Here is a 14,283-nt window from a genome sequence, read left to right as displayed (position 1 = left end):
CGCCTGCCCCGGCGTTTTTCGCGCAAGCGCCGGACGGCGCCTGCGGCGGCATGCCATCGCTCATAGGCCCAGCGCGGCGATACCTGCCTGAGCGATCAGCACGTCCTCGCTCGATTTCACGCCGGACACGCCGACCGCGCCGACCACGTGGCCATCGGCCACGACCGGCACGCCGCCTTCGAGCAGGCCGTCGAGCGAGGGGGCCGACAGGAACGAGTAGCGGCCGTTGTTGATCATCTCTTCGTAGACGCGCGACTCGCGGCGGCCGAGCGCCGCGGTCTTGGCCTTGGCCGGAGCGATGTGCGCCGAGATCGGAGCCGCGCCGTCCAGGCGCAGCATGCCCAGCAGGTGGCCACCGTCATCGACCACGGAGATCGTGACGGCCCACTTGTTCTGCAGGGCGTGTGCTTCGGCCGCGGCCAGGATCTTCTTGACGTCTTCGGCGCTCAGCACGGGCTTGGTATTCATTGCAGCGACTCCTTTATCTGTTCCAGGGCGGTTGGATCTTCTATGGTGGTCAGATCTCCGGGATCGCGTCCTTCGCATACCGCGACGATCGCGCGGCGCAGGACCTTGCCGGAGCGGGTCTTGGGCAACGCGCCCACGAACCTGATCCTGGCGGGTCGGGCCACCGCTCCCAGCTGATCTTCCACCAGCCGCATGATATCGCCTTCCAGCTGCTTTGCCGCCTCCGGCGTCTCGGCGCCGGCGGGATTCTTGAGCACGGCGAAGGCCATCGCCACCTGCCCCTTGAGCGAGTCGGCCACGCCCACCACCGCGCATTCGGCGATGGCGCTGTGGCTGTTGACCGATTCCTCGATCTCGCGCGTGCCCAGCCGGTGGCCGGCCACGTTGATCACGTCGTCGGTGCGGCCCAGGATGAACCAGTAGCCGTCGGCGTCGACCAGGCCCCAGTCGAAGGTCGAATACACCTGGCGACCCGGGATGGACGTGAAGTAGGTCTGCACGAAGCGTTCGTCGTCGCCCCAGATGGTGGACATGGCGCCGGGCGGCAGCGGCGGCACGATGGCCACCACGCCCTTCTGGTCGGGCCCGAGGTCCTCGCCGGTGGATTCGCTGACGATGCGCGCATCGAAGCCGTACACCGGGAACGACGGGCTGCCATAGCGGGTGGGCACCTTTTCCACGCCCGGCTGCGCCGACAGGATGGGCCAGCCCGACTCCGTCTGCCAGTAATTGTCGATGATGGGCTTGCCCAGGCCGCTGGAGATCCATTGCGCCGTGGGCTCGTCCAGCGGTTCGCCCGCCAGGTAGACCGCGCGCAGCGAGGACAGGTCGTGGCGCTTGAGCAGTTCGGGGTCCTGGCGCTTGAGCACGCGCACCGCGGTCGGGGCCGAGAACAGCGTGTTGACGCCGAACTGCTCGACCAGCTTCCACAGGATCGCGCCGTCCGGACGCACCGGCGTGCCTTCGTACAGCACCGTGGCCTGCCCGCCGATCAGCGGGCCGTAGACGATATAGGAATGGCCCACCACCCAGCCGATGTCGCTGGTGCAGAAGAAGGTGTCGCCGGCCTTGCCGTTGAACAGGTATTCCATGGACGAAGCCAGCGCCACGGCGTAGCCGCCGGTGTCGCGCTGCACGCCCTTGGGCCTGCCGGTCGTGCCGGAGGTGTAGAGGATATAGCTGGGCTCGGACGACTCCAGCCATTCGACCGGCACCCGCGCGCCCTGGTGGCGCTGGCGCAGCGTGGCGTAGTCCAGGTCGCGCCCGGCCACCGGCTCGAACGGCGCCAGGCCGCGGTCGAACACCACGACCGAGGCCGGCGGCGACTTGGCCAGGGCCAGCGCGCGGTCCAGCAGCGGCTTGTACGGCACCACCTTGCCGGCGCGCGAACCGCCGTCGGTGCAGACCACCACCTTGGGCGCCGCATCGTCGATGCGCTGCGCCAGGTTGACCGAGGCGAAACCGCCGAACACCACCGAATGCACCGCGCCGATACGGGCACAGGCCAGCATGGCGAACACGGCTTCCGGCACCATCGGCATGTAAAGCAGCACCCGGTCGCCCCGCCCCACGCCCAGTTCCTTGAGCATGGCGGCGGCCGCGTTGACCTCGTCGTAGACCTCCTGGCGGGTATAGACGCGCTCGCGGTCCACTTCCGTGGAGACCCAGATCAGGGCCGGCTTGTCGGCCTGGGTCGGCAGCCAACGGTCGACCGCGTTGTAGCAGAGATTGGTGCGCCCGCCCGTGAACCACTTGGCGAACGGCGGGCGCGAAAAGTCCAGCACGGACTCGAACAGCGTCTCCCAATGCACGCGGTCGGCCTGTTCGCGCCAGAACGCGTCGCGGTCATGTACCGAGCGGTAATGGAAATCCCGGGTTTTTTGCATTTATGTCTCCTGTTATCTTTCTTCCGCCTTTGGGCTGATTGCTTTTTTCTGGAATCTTTCAGCCACATTTTGGTAGGCGAACCTTGCACGAGGCTTGCCGCAAGTCAAAACATTCTGCCCGACGTCCACGCTGCATGGACATTAAAGTCCTTAAAGTGACACAAACGTCACAAACCGGACTTGAAAGTTTGGTAGAATCCCCGCGAAGTTGTACAAAAATGTTGATTTTGCTGACATCTTGGCCGGATTCACGGTGATCGCCGTGTTTTCTGCCGTCATCAGCAGATCTTCCCCAGGCGAATGCATCGACACTCCACACGCGCGCGACTGAATTCATCCCCGGGCCAAGCAAGCCGCGGTCTGCCTCGCAGTCTGCAATTGCTGGCGCTGGCGGCGTGCGTGGTTCTGGCCGGCTGTGCCGGCACAAGTCAAAAGTCTACCGCCTATACGTCGGAAATCGATCCCTACGAATCCGGCGCGCTGACAGCCAGCTACGACCCCATCGGCATGCTGGTGGCGCAGAAATTCAAGCGCGAGCGCCAGAAGCCCCACACCGGCGTCGACAGCGACAACGCCATGGTCAGCGAAGCGTTGAACTACCTCGGCATCCGCTACCGCTTCGGCGGCAGTTCTCCCGACACCGGTTTCGATTGCAGCGGCCTGGTCACCTACACGGCCGAACGCTCGCTGGGCCTGAAACTGCCGCGCAACGCCGCCGAAATGGCGCGCCAGGGCACCGTCATCGACAAGAGCGAACTGAAGGCCGGCGACCTGGTCTTCTTCAACACGCTGGGCCGCCGCTATTCGCACGTCGGCATCTATCTTGGCGACGACCGTTTCGTGCACTCGCCCAGTTCCGGCGGCGTGGTCCGCGTCGAGAACATGACCATGACCTACTGGGCCAAGCGCTATAACGGCGCCCGCCGCCTGGACAACAGCCTGATCGCCTCGGCCCGCGCGGCCAACTGATCCGCCCGCCCCCCCCGGATAACGCATAAGCAAAACGCCGCCGGACTGCGAAGTCCGGCGGCGTTTTGCCTTGATCTTGCGGCCTGCCGGCAGCGGGTCTACCCAGCTTGCCCCGGCGGCAGGACCTGCCTAGTGCACCGTGCCTGCGTGCGCGCACAGGCCGCATTGCTGCAGCGCCTGCTGCATGCTGCATACCGAGCGGCGACAAGCGACGACCCGGATGCCGCCGCGTTGCGCCGCGTTGCGGAAGGTCTTCATGACGTTGTGGCCGAGGAAGTCGGTCAGCAGGATGACGAGCTGGGTGCCCGAGGGCAGCTGCAAGGTTTTTTTCTGGTGCGAAGGATCGCGCCCGCTGATGTGGTGCGTGATCGAAATGTTGTGCCCCTTGAGTAGGTCGGGAATGTTGCCGAGGCGGTCGGCGCCCACTATCACTGCACTGAGTCCTGCGGTCATGATGAACCTCGCTGGGTCGTTGAGACTGGTAGTAATGATAATGATTCCCATTTTTTAGTCAACCCAAATGAGATCGGTTCTTATTTAATTATTTTTATGAGCCCCTGAACGGGGATAGCGAGATCCCCGGATCGACAAAAAAAATGGCGCCCGAAGGCGCCGTGCGGGTGGCCCGCGAAGGCATGCCAAGCCTACTTGGGGCTTCCCTGCACGGCTTCGGTCACCACCGCGCGGGTCAGGGACGGCGCCAGCATTTCCAGGAACGTGTAGACGTAGTCCCGCAGGAACACGCCCGCTTTGACGCCCACACGGGTGGTATGCGTGCCGAACAGGTGGCCCACGGCCAGCCCGACCAGGTTGGAATCGCGCCGCGGGTCGTAGGCCACGCCGGCGATGATGCCTATGCCCAATCCTACGTCGACGTACGTCTTGATCACGTCGGCGTCGATGGCTTCCAGGACGATGTCCGGGTGTATGCCCTGGTTGGCGAAGATCTCGTCTATGGTGGTGCGGCCGGTGAAGGCGCGGTCATAGGTGACGATGGGGTATTCGGCCAACTGCGCCAGCGTCAGCCGCTTGGCGGCGCTGGAGGTCAGTTCGGCCAGGGGATGGTCCGGGCGCACCACCACCGTGTGCTCCCAGGCGTAGACCGGCAGCGTGGCCAGGCCGGGCGTCAGGGCCAGCGATTCGGTGGCCAGCGCCAGGTCGGCCTGCTCGTGCAGCACCATTTCCGCCAGCTGGGCGGGGCTGCCTTCGGCCAGCGACAGGTGGACCTTGGGGAATTGCTTGCGAAACGCCGGAATGACCCTGGGCAGCAGGTAGCGCGCCTGGGTGTGGGTGCAGGCGATGACCAGGCCGCCCTCGTCGCGGCGCGCGAACTCGTCGCTGACCTTCTTGAGGTTGTCCACTTCCCGCATGATGCGGTCGATGACCTGCGACACCGCCAGGCCGGGCTTGGTCAGCCCCTTGATGCGTTTTCCGTGGCGTTCGAAGATCTTGATGCCGAGTTCGTCCTCGAACTCGATGATCGCCTTGGATACCCCCGGCTGGGAGGTATAGAGCATCCGGGCGGCTTCGGTGAGGTTGAAGTCGCGCCGGATGGTTTCCCGCACGAAACGAAATTGCTGCAGGTTCATGAATTGGCCCCTGTTAGACGGGCCAATTATAAGTAATAAGGACGCCTTGCTATATGACTTATTTGTATATGCTTAGGCGCAAGGCGTCCCGCTTTCAGCGCATCGTGATCGTGGTGTTCACACTCTTGGCATGGGCCGACCAGCGCGCGGTGACGGTCTTGGTCTGCGTCCAGAACTGCACCGCCTGCTTGCCGTTGGGACCCAGGTCGCCCAGCTTGGAGGCGCGCGAGCCGGTGAAGCTGAACCAGGCCACCGGCACCGGGATCGGCACGTTGATGCCGACCTGGCCAACGTCGATGTTGTTCTGGAAGTAGCGGGCCGCGCCGCCGTCCTGGGTGAACAGCGCCACGCCGTTGCCATTGGGGTTGCGGTTGATGAACTCCACCGCTTCTTCGAGGGTTTCGACGCCCACCACGCACAGGACCGGGCCGAAGATTTCTTCGGTGTAGATGGTCATGTTCTCGGTGACGCCTTCGAAGATGGTCGGGCCCACGAAGTTGCCCTGCTCGAAGCCGGCCACCTTCAGTTCGCGGCCGTCGAGCAGCAGCTTGGCGCCTTCGTCCACGCCCTTCTGGATCAGGCTTTCGACGCGCTTCTTGGCGTTGGGCGAGACCAGCGGGCCGAGGTCGGCGGCGCGGTCGGTGCCGGCGTTGACCTTGAGCTTCTTGGCGCGCTCGACGAAGTCGGGCAGCCAGTTGCGCGCTTCTCCGACCAGCACGGCCACGGACGAGGCCATGCAGCGCTGGCCGGCCGCGCCGAAGGCGGCGCCCAGCAGCTGGTTCAGCGCGACTTCGGGATCGGCGTCGGGCAGCACCACGCAGTGGTTCTTGGCGCCCATCATGGACTGGCAGCGCTTGCCGGCGGCCGAGGCGCGGTTGTAGATCTCGGTGCCCACGCGGGTCGAGCCGATGAACGAGACCGCCTTGATGTCGGGATGCTCGCACAGGCCGTTGGCGATGTCGGGGCCGCCATGCACGACGTTGAGCACGCCCGGCGGCAGGCCGGCTTCCAGCGCCAGCTGGGCCAGGAACAGCGAGGACGTCGGGTCCTGCTCGGAGGGCTTGAGCACGAAGGTGTTGCCGCAAGCCACGGCGATCGGGAACATGAAGCACGGCAGCATCACCGGGAAGTTGAACGCGGTGATGCCCGCGCACACGCCCAGCGGCTGGATCAGGGTGTAGACGTCGATGCCGGTGGCGGCGTTCTCGGCGTATTCGCCCAATTGCAGGTTGGCGATGGAACAAGCATGTTCGACCACTTCCAGGCCGCGGCCGACTTCGCCCTCGGCGTCCGGCAGGGTCTTGCCGTGCTCGCGGGTGATCATCTCGGCCAGCTTGCCGGTGTTGGCGCGCAGCAGCTCCTGGAACTTCAGCATGACGCGCATGCGCAAGCCCTGCCCGCTGTTGCGCCAGGTCTTGAAGGCCTCCTTGGCGTTGGAGACGGCCAGGTCCAGTTCCTCGCGGGTGGCGAAGGGAACCTTGGCGACGACCTCCTGGGTAGCGGGATTGATCACGTCTCGCCATTCGGTGGTTTTGGACTGCACTAGCTTGCCGCCGATCAATAGCGGAACGCGCGGGACTTCACTCATTTGATGCTCCTCACACTGCCTAGTCGATGCGGAGCGGACTCCGCGTTCATGGATTCAGCGGACGCCGCGGGGGCGGCGCCCGCATTGCCTTATTTCTTCACCAGCGGGCACGTGGAATCGGACAGGGGCTGGAAGGCCTCGGCGGCCGGGATGGTGGCCACCAGCTTGGAATAGTCCCAGCCGCCCTTGGATTCCGCGGGCTTCTTCACTTCGTACAGGTACATATCGTGGATCACGCGGCCATCGGGACGGATCGAGGCATTGCGCATGATCGGGTCCTTGATGGGCAGCTCGCGCATCTTGTCGGCCACCACCTTGCCGTCGGTGCTGCCGGTAGCCGCCACCGCGCGCAGGTAGTGCAGCACGCTGGAATACACGCCGGCCTGGGTCATGGTGGGCTTGAGGCCGCGGAAGGCCTTTTCGAAGCGTCCGGACCATTGGCGGGTGTTGTCGTCGTAGTCCCAGTAGAAGCCGTCGACGTACGACAGCCCCTGGGCGTTCTCCAGGCCCAGCGCCCGCAGGTCGGACAGGAAGATCAGCAGCGACACCAGGCGCTGGCCGCCCGCCACGATGCCGAATTCGCGCGCCTGCTTGACGGCGTTGACGGTGTCCTGGCCGCCGTTGGCCAGCGCCACCACCTGCGCCTTGGAGCTTTGCGCCTGCAGCAGGTAGGAAGCGAAGTCGGGCGCGTTCAGCGGATGCCGCACGCTGCCGGCGACCGTGCCGCCCAGGGCCTGCACGGCCTTGGCGGTGTCGGCTTCCAGCGAGTGGCCGAAGGCGTAGTCCACGGTGATGAAGAACCAGGACTTGCCGCCCGCGCGCACCGTGGCCTTGGCGCCGCCGGCCGATTGCGAATAGGTGTCGAACATCCAGTGGAAGCCGACCGGCGAGCATTCCTTGTTGGTCAGGGCCGTGGTGGCCGGGCCGGAGAACATCACGACCTTGTTCTTTTCGCGCGCGATGCCCTGCACCGCCAGCGCCACGGCGGAGTTGGTCAGGTCGGCGATGGCGGTGACGCCGTCGCGGTCGAACCATTCGCGCGCCTTGGCCGCGCCCACGTCCGCCTTGTTCTGGTTGTCCGCGGACACCAGCTCGATCTTCATGCCCTTGCACTCCGCGGCCAGGCAATCGTCGATCGCCAACTGGGCCGCAGCCACCGATCCCGCGCCCCCCATGGCGGCGTAGGTGCCCGACATATCGGTCAGAATCCCGATCTTCACCGGCGGCTTATCCGCCGCATGGGCCTGGGCGACCAGGGCGGCGCCCAGACACAGCCCTGCGGCCAGCCCGCGTGCGTGCAATTTCATGGATTTGTCTCCTGAGTTTTATGCGTTGTTGCGCCGTCTTTGCGGCCTGCGGCCCCGGGGGTTCCCCCTGGACCTGCCAACCCAGTGTAGATGTGTGAAAATCAACAAGCAAGGCCAGAAATGCACATTCCTTGTGCATGAATGAACAATAGGATGGATGCCCGCCGCCGCCATGGCGGCGCGGGCGCGGAGCGCCGGATCGTGCTTGATTGGGACAGTCTGCGGTATTTCCTGGAAGTGGCCCGCACGCAGCGGGTCAGCGCGGCCGCGCGCAAGCTCGGGGTCGAACACACCACGGTGTCGCGGCGCATCCGCGCGCTGGAGGCGGAGCTGGACACGCTGCTGTTCGAGAAATCGCGCAGCGCCGGCTTCATGCTGACCGACGACGGCCAGCGTCTCTTCGTCCACGCCGAACAGATGGAAAGCGCGGTGCACTCCGCGCGCGAGAACCTGTCGGGCATCGGCCAGGCGCTGTCCGGGCATCTGCGCATCGGCGCCACCGAGGGCTTCGGCAGCTATGTGCTGACGCCGCTGGCCGCCGACTTCCAGCGACGCTATCCGCACATCACGCTGGACATCCTGCCGGTGCCGCGCTTCGTCAGCCTGTCCAAGCGCGAGGCCGACCTGGCCATCACCATCGAACGCCCGCAGCGCGGCCCCTACGTATGCAGCAAGCTGTGCGACTACACGCTGCGCCTGTATGGCACGCCGGGCTACCTGGCCCGGCACCCGCCGATCACGTCGCGCGCGGACCTGGCCGGCCATTCCTTCATCGGCTATGTGGACGAGCTGCTGTTCAGCGAACGCCTGCGTTATCTGGAAGACCTGCTGCCGGCCAGCAAGGTGGTGCTGCGCAGCACCAGCGTGGTGGCGCAATACCACGCCACGCTGCAGGGCCAGTCGCTGGCGATCCTGCCCTGCTTCATCGCCGCGCAGGACCCGCGGCTCAAGCCAGTGCTGGAGGACGAGGTGGCCATCACCCGCTCGTTCTGGATGTACTGCCACGAAGACCTGCGCAAGCTCAAGCGCGTGACGGTCTTGTGGGAGTTCATCCGCAGGTCGATATTGAAGAACGCCGACCTGCTGGCCGGCCGCCGCGGCACCATGAAATACCTGCCGTGACGGCCGGGCTCAGGCGTTGTTGCGCGGCGCCTTCACGCGCAGGCGGCGCATCAGCAGGAACACCGTCAACAGGGCCACCACGCCGTGGATGGCCCACACGCCCACGCCGAAGCTGAGCTTGCCGCCCGAGATCCAGGCGCGCGACAGGTTGATCAGGTTCATATAGAGCAGGCCCACCAGGCCCGCGATGAGCAGGTCGCCCGAGCGGCCCAGGCGCGGGTTGACCGCCCCGAGCGGAATCGCCAGCAGCGCCAGGTTCAGCGCCGCCAGCGGCAGCGAGATGCGCCACATGACCTGCGACCAGCTGCTGTCGGTGTTGTCTTCCATGAGCTGCATGGTGGTGCGCGCCTTGGACGAGCGCTCGGCGGCGGCGCGGGCCTCGGCCACCGGATCGGCGCCCGCCTTGCTTTCCAGGCGCAGCCCGTATTTCTCGAAGTGCACCAGGCGCAGTTCCGGCGTGCCCGGCTTGAGATCGTAGCGGTGGCCTTCGCCCAGCACCAGGAAGCGGTCGCCGTTGGGCTGCGTTTCGCTGTGCGCGCTGCTGGCGGTCAGGACGCTCAGCCATTCGGGACCGGTTTCGCGCGCGAACACGGTGCCGAGCTCGTCGCTGGCGTCGAGCGGATCTTCGGCGAAGAACACGCGGCTGCCGCCGGAGGATTCGGCGAACTGGCCGGCCGTGACCTTGGCCAGGTCGGAGCGCTGCTCGAAGCGTTCGTGGTATTCGCCGATCTGGCGATAGGCCCACGGCGCGGCCACCAGCGTCAGCCCGGCCACCGCCAGCGCCACCGGAATGGCCACGCGCAGCACGGGCTTGAGCCAGTCGGCCAGCGACAGGCCGCTGGCGAACCACACCACCATTTCGGATTCGCGGTAATTGCGCGTGACCGTGGTCAGGACCGCGATGAAGACGGAGACCGCGAGCACGGTCGGCAGGGCCGTGATGGTCGACAGCGCGGCCAGCACCAGCACCACGTCGGCCCCGATGTTGCCTCCCGCGGCTTCGCCGAGCAGGCGCACGAGCAACACGCTGAGCCACACGACGAGCAGAGTGGAGAAGACAACGACAGCGTGACTGGTGATCTCGCTGACGACCGATCGTTTGAATAGAGACATGGGAGAATATGCGGGATAATCGACCGCATCATACACAGACGTACACGGGAAACCCTCATGGAATTTAGCACACAGACCACTGCTTCCCTGCACCAGGTGAAAACCGCCGCCCTGGCCGTCGGCGTCTATGCGGAAGGCGTGCTGAGCCCGGCCGCCGACCTCATCGACCGCGCCTCCAACGGCGCCGTGCGCGCGGTGGTCAAGGCCGAGTTCCGCGGCCGCACCGGCTCGACCCTGACGCTGCGCAACCTGCCCGGCGTGACCGCGCAGCGCGTGGTGCTGGTGGGCCTGGGCAAGCAGGAGGAATACTCGGCCCGCGCCCACGCCTCGGCCGAGCAGGCCTTCGCCGCGGCCTGCGTGGCCGCCCAGCTCGCCGAAGGCGTGTCCACGCTGGTCGCCGACCCCATCGCCGACGTGGCCGTCGCGGCCCGCGCGCGCAGCGCCGCCATCGCCGCCGGCAACGCCACCTATCATTACGACGCGAGCTTCGGCAAGCCCGACCGCGACGCCCGTCCCAAGCTCAAGAAGATCGTGCAGGTCGTCGAGCGCGCCGACGCCGCCCAGGCCCAGAAAGGCCTGCGCGAAGGCGCCGCCATCGCCAACGGCATGGAACTGACGCGCACGCTGGGCAACCTGCCCGGCAATATCTGCACCCCCACCTACCTGGGCGAAACCGCCAAGCGCCTGGCGCGCGAATTCAAGTCGCTCAAGGTCGAAGTGCTGGACAAGAAGCAGGTCGAGGCGCTGGGCATGGGCTCGTTCCTGTCGGTGGCGCGCGGCTCCGACGAGGCGCTGCGCTTCATCGTGCTGCGCCACGCCGGCAGCAAAACCGCCAAGAAGACCGCGAAGAACGCCCCCGGCCCCATCGTGCTGGTCGGCAAGGGCATCACCTTCGACGCCGGCGGCATCTCGCTCAAGCCCGCTGCCACCATGGACGAAATGAAGTACGACATGTGCGGCGCCGCCAGCGTGCTGGGCTCGTTCCGCGCCCTGGCCGAGCTGGAGCTGCCGCTGGACGTGGTCGGCCTGATCCCGGCCTGCGAAAACCTGCCCAGCGGCAAGGCCAACAAGCCGGGCGACGTGGTCACCAGCATGTCCGGCCTGACCATCGAAATCCTCAACACCGACGCCGAAGGCCGCCTGGTGCTGTGCGACGCGCTGACCTACGCCGAGCGCTTCAAGCCCTCGGCCGTCATCGACATCGCCACCCTCACCGGCGCCTGCGTGGTCGCCCTGGGCAACGTCAACAGCGGCCTGTTCTCGAAGGACGACGCGCTGGCCGAGGCGCTGGCCGCCGCCGGCCGCGCCTCGCTGGACACGGCCTGGCGCATGCCCATGGACGAGGCCTACCAGGAACAGCTGAAGTCCAACTTCGCCGACCTGGCCAACATCGGCGGCCCCCCGGCCGGCGCGGTCACGGCGGCCTGCTTCCTGTCGCGCTTCGCCACGGCCTATCCGTGGGCGCACCTGGACATCGCCGGCACCGCCTGGCGCGGCGGCAAGGACAAGGGCGCCACCGGCCGCCCCGTGCCGCTGCTGATGCAGTACCTGCTGGACCAGGCTTGAAGCGCCTGCGACGGTATCCGGCATGACGCGCATCGATTTCGCCTTCGGCGCGCCGGACCGCCTGCGCATGGCCTGCCAGGTCGTGCGCAAGCGCTACCTGGCAGGCCAGCGGCTGGTGGTGTACTGTAAAGACGGCAGCCGCCTGGCCGCGTTCGACCGCATGCTGTGGGCGTTCGACGACACGTCTTTCGTGCCGCACGTGCTGGCCAACGACCCGCTGGCGGCCGACACCCCGGTGGTGCTGACGGCGGGCGATCCGCAGCAGGCCGCGGCGGCCGCGGGCCAGGGCGAACAGCCGCCCCCCGCCTGGCTGCTGAACCTGGACAACGACTGCCCGCCCGGCTTCGAGGCCTTCGAAAGGCTGCTCGAAATCGTCTCCGACGACCCCGAGGACAAGCAGGCCGCGCGCCAGCGCTGGCGCGCCTACCAGGGCGCCGGCCATACGCCGCACAGCCACGACCTCAGCCGCCAGTCCGCCGGCGGCTGAACCGGCAGCCGGCGCTCCGCGCGCCGCCGCCCCATCGATTTTCGGGAGCCAACATGCCCTCTCGCCGCTACGACCCCGGCATCCCCACCCTGACCCAGCGGGCCGAACCCGCGCTACCCCCGGGCGCGGACGACGCCGACGAGGCGTTTCCGGTGCTGACCGAAGTGGCGCAGCCCGCGCCGGCCAGATCCGTCCCCCTGCCCGACCCGGCGGTGCTCAGCGCCCGCCTGCAGGCCGAGGTGGAACAGCTCATGCAGCAGGCGCTGGCCGACGCCGTCGAACAGATCCAGGCCCGCATGGACGCCGAGCTACCCGTCATCGTGGCCCGCGTGCTGCGCGACGTGCGCCCGGGTTGATCCGCCTGGAACCTTCGCCCGGCGTCTGGTCTAATTCCTGACGAAACTGGATTCTTCAGGGAACTGTAAGGTATCCTTCGCATCTAATTCTAGGCAATCGTCATTTCGCCGCACACAGGAGTTCTCCATGAACGAATATCGTCCGTCCCCTTTTAACCGTTCCGGCGCGCTGGCCGGCGCGCCGGGCGAGGTCGCGCGCAACAAGGTCCTGCGCAACACCTATTGGCTCCTGGCGCTGTCGCTCATCCCCACCGTGCTGGGCGCCGCCGTGGGCCTGTACACCGGCATCAACACCGTCATGGGCGCCAGCCCCGGCCTGTCCGCGATCGTGTTCCTGGTGGGCGCGTTCGGGATGATGTTCGCCATCGAGAAAAACAAGAACAACTCGCTGGGCGTCGCCCTGCTGCTGGCCTTCACCTTCTTCATGGGCATCATGCTGTCGCGCCTGCTCGGCTTCGTGCTGGGCATGGGCAACGGCGCCCAGCTGGTCATGACGGCCTTCGGCGGCACGGCCGTCGTGTTCGGCACCATGGCCACGCTGGCCACCACCATCAAGCGCGATCTCTCGGGGCTGCAGAAGTTCCTGTTCATCGGCGCGGTGGTGATCCTGGTGGCGGCCCTGGCCAACATCTTCCTGCAGCTGCCGGCGCTGATGCTGACCATCTCGGTCCTGGCCATCGTGATCTTCTCGGCCTTCATGCTGGTGGACCTGCAGCGCGTGGTCAACGGCGGCGAAACCAACTACGTGTCCGCCACGCTGGCGATCTACCTGGACGTGTACAACGTCTTCTCCAACCTGCTGATGCTGCTGGGCATCTTCGGCGGTAACCGCGAGTAATCGCCGTCCGCCTGCCAGTCCAAAGGGCCTACATTTCCATGTAGGCCCTTTTTTCATTCGGGAAGCCCGCGCCATGCCGAATCGCCGCCGCTTCATCCAGACCGCCGCCGGCGCCGCCCTGCTCGGCCCGTCCTGGACCGCCCGCGCGCTCAGCCGGCAGGCGCCCATGCTGACGCGCGCCATCCCCGCCACCGGCGAGGCGCTGCCGGTGATAGGGCTGGGCACGGCCGACACCTTCAACGTTCCGCCCGGCGACGCCGCCGCCCTGGCGCCGCTGGCCCAGGTGCTGGACACGCTGTTGCAGGCGGGCGGCTCGCTGATCGACACGGCCCCGAGCTACGGCCACGCCGAAGCCGTGACCGGCGCGCTGCTGGCCCGCAACGGCGGCCTGTGGTCGCAGGCCTTCCTGGCCACCAAGATCAGCACGCAGGGGCACGAGTCGGCCATGCGCCAGCTGCGCCAGTCGCAAAAGGCGCTGGGCAGCGACAAGCTGGACCTGGTCCAGGTGCACAACCTGATAGACACCGCCAACCAGCTGGCGCTGCTGCGCGACCTCAAACGCCAGGGCGTGATCCGCTACGTCGGCATCACGCATTACGCCGACCATGCGCATGACGAGCTGACCGCGCTGGTCGAGCGCGAGCGGCCCGACTTCGTGCAGGTCAACCTGTCGGTGGGCGCGCGCAACGCCGAAAAGCGCCTGCTGCCGGCCTGCCAGGCGCGGGGCGTGGCGGTGCTGGTGAACCGGCCGTTCCAGGACGGGGCGCTGTTTCGCCAGGTGCGCGGCATGGCGCTGCCACCGCTGGCCGCGGAGCTGGGCTGCACCTCCTGGGCGCAGCTGTTCCTGAAATTCATCATCGGCCATCCCGCCGTGACGGCGGTGATCCCCGCCACCTCCAAGCCGGCCAACATGGCGGACAACGCCCGCGCGGGGTTCGGCCAGCAGCCCGACGCCGCGCTGCGCGAACGCATCGCCGCCCTGCTGGCCTGACGG

14 protein-coding genes are annotated in these 14,283 nt (G+C 66.9%); 7 read left to right on the top strand and 7 right to left on the bottom strand.

The features are described 5' to 3' along the window. Positions 1-60 precede the first annotated feature (60 nt). Both A6B37_RS18835 and A6B37_RS18830 read right to left on the bottom strand, forming a co-directional pair. Positions 61-468 (bottom strand): heme-binding protein, encoded by a 408-nt coding sequence (locus tag A6B37_RS18835; protein ID WP_102774444.1) that lies wholly within the window; start codon positions 466-468, stop codon positions 61-63. Then, positions 465-2,354: a propionate--CoA ligase gene (locus A6B37_RS18830; protein WP_111826606.1), complete on the bottom strand. Its 1,890-nt coding sequence runs from the start codon at positions 2,352-2,354 to the stop codon at positions 465-467. Before A6B37_RS18830 ends, A6B37_RS18835 begins: the two co-directional genes overlap by 4 nt. 300 nt (positions 2,355-2,654) lie before the next feature. Between A6B37_RS18830 and A6B37_RS18825 the strand changes: the two genes are divergently transcribed. Beyond that, entirely contained in the window at positions 2,655-3,323 is a 669-nt protein-coding gene (locus A6B37_RS18825) for a C40 family peptidase (protein ID WP_168202247.1), read from the top strand. A gap of 129 nt (positions 3,324-3,452) precedes the next feature. Here the strand turns inward: A6B37_RS18825 and A6B37_RS18820 are convergent, their stop codons facing one another. The 4 genes from A6B37_RS18820 to A6B37_RS18805 all read right to left on the bottom strand — a co-directional run bounded on the left by A6B37_RS18820 (position 3,453) and on the right by A6B37_RS18805 (position 7,807). Beyond that, positions 3,453-3,776, bottom strand: coding sequence for a DUF2325 domain-containing protein (locus A6B37_RS18820; protein WP_102774560.1), 324 nt, complete (start codon positions 3,774-3,776; stop codon positions 3,453-3,455). 191 nt (positions 3,777-3,967) lie between these two features. After that, positions 3,968-4,912, bottom strand: coding sequence for a CysB family HTH-type transcriptional regulator (locus A6B37_RS18815; RefSeq protein WP_102774441.1), 945 nt, complete (start codon positions 4,910-4,912; stop codon positions 3,968-3,970). A 94-nt stretch (positions 4,913-5,006) separates the two neighbouring features. Then, the gene (locus tag A6B37_RS18810) at positions 5,007-6,500 is read right to left on the bottom strand and encodes a CoA-acylating methylmalonate-semialdehyde dehydrogenase (protein ID WP_102774440.1); all 1,494 of its coding nucleotides are present in this window, start codon (positions 6,498-6,500) and stop codon (positions 5,007-5,009) included. Positions 6,501-6,589: 89 nt separating this feature from the next. Beyond that, on the bottom strand, positions 6,590-7,807 hold the full coding sequence (locus A6B37_RS18805; RefSeq protein ID WP_102774439.1) for an ABC transporter substrate-binding protein: 1,218 nt from the start codon (positions 7,805-7,807) through the stop codon (positions 6,590-6,592). 201 nt (positions 7,808-8,008) lie between these two features. Here A6B37_RS18805 and A6B37_RS18800 point away from each other — a divergent pair, with 201 nt between their 5' ends. Further along, positions 8,009-8,929 (top strand): LysR family transcriptional regulator, encoded by a 921-nt coding sequence (locus A6B37_RS18800; RefSeq protein ID WP_102774559.1) that lies wholly within the window; start codon positions 8,009-8,011, stop codon positions 8,927-8,929. A 9-nt stretch (positions 8,930-8,938) separates the two neighbouring features. Here A6B37_RS18800 and lptF read toward each other — a convergent pair whose 3' ends face one another. Further along, a complete protein-coding gene (gene lptF / locus A6B37_RS18795) occupies positions 8,939-10,042 on the bottom strand; it encodes an LPS export ABC transporter permease LptF (RefSeq protein WP_102774438.1) in 1,104 nt (367 codons plus the stop codon). 57 nt (positions 10,043-10,099) lie between these two features. Here lptF and A6B37_RS18790 point away from each other — a divergent pair, with 57 nt between their 5' ends. The 5 genes from A6B37_RS18790 to A6B37_RS18770 all read left to right on the top strand — a co-directional run bounded on the left by A6B37_RS18790 (position 10,100) and on the right by A6B37_RS18770 (position 14,280). Beyond that, entirely contained in the window at positions 10,100-11,608 is a 1,509-nt protein-coding gene (locus A6B37_RS18790; RefSeq protein ID WP_111826605.1) for a leucyl aminopeptidase, read from the top strand. A 22-nt stretch (positions 11,609-11,630) separates the two neighbouring features. Further along, complete coding sequence (locus A6B37_RS18785) at positions 11,631-12,095, top strand: DNA polymerase III subunit chi (RefSeq protein WP_102774436.1); 465 nt, start codon at positions 11,631-11,633, stop codon at positions 12,093-12,095. A 53-nt stretch (positions 12,096-12,148) separates the two neighbouring features. Continuing rightward, positions 12,149-12,451 carry a hypothetical protein gene (locus A6B37_RS18780; RefSeq protein WP_111826604.1) on the top strand — a complete coding sequence of 101 codons (303 nt, stop codon included), beginning with the start codon at positions 12,149-12,151 and terminating at the stop codon, positions 12,449-12,451. A gap of 127 nt (positions 12,452-12,578) precedes the next feature. Beyond that, complete coding sequence (locus A6B37_RS18775; protein WP_111826603.1) at positions 12,579-13,289, top strand: Bax inhibitor-1/YccA family protein; 711 nt, start codon at positions 12,579-12,581, stop codon at positions 13,287-13,289. Positions 13,290-13,362: 73 nt separating this feature from the next. Beyond that, the gene (locus tag A6B37_RS18770; protein ID WP_111826602.1) at positions 13,363-14,280 is read left to right on the top strand and encodes an aldo/keto reductase; all 918 of its coding nucleotides are present in this window, start codon (positions 13,363-13,365) and stop codon (positions 14,278-14,280) included. Positions 14,281-14,283: the final 3 nt, after the last annotated feature.

It is taken from the genome of Achromobacter sp. HZ01, from assembly GCF_003267925.1.
GTDB classification, from domain to species: Bacteria; Pseudomonadota; Gammaproteobacteria; order Burkholderiales; family Burkholderiaceae_B; genus Achromobacter; species Achromobacter pulmonis_A.
This window is presented reverse-complemented; position numbering and strand designations above follow the sequence as displayed.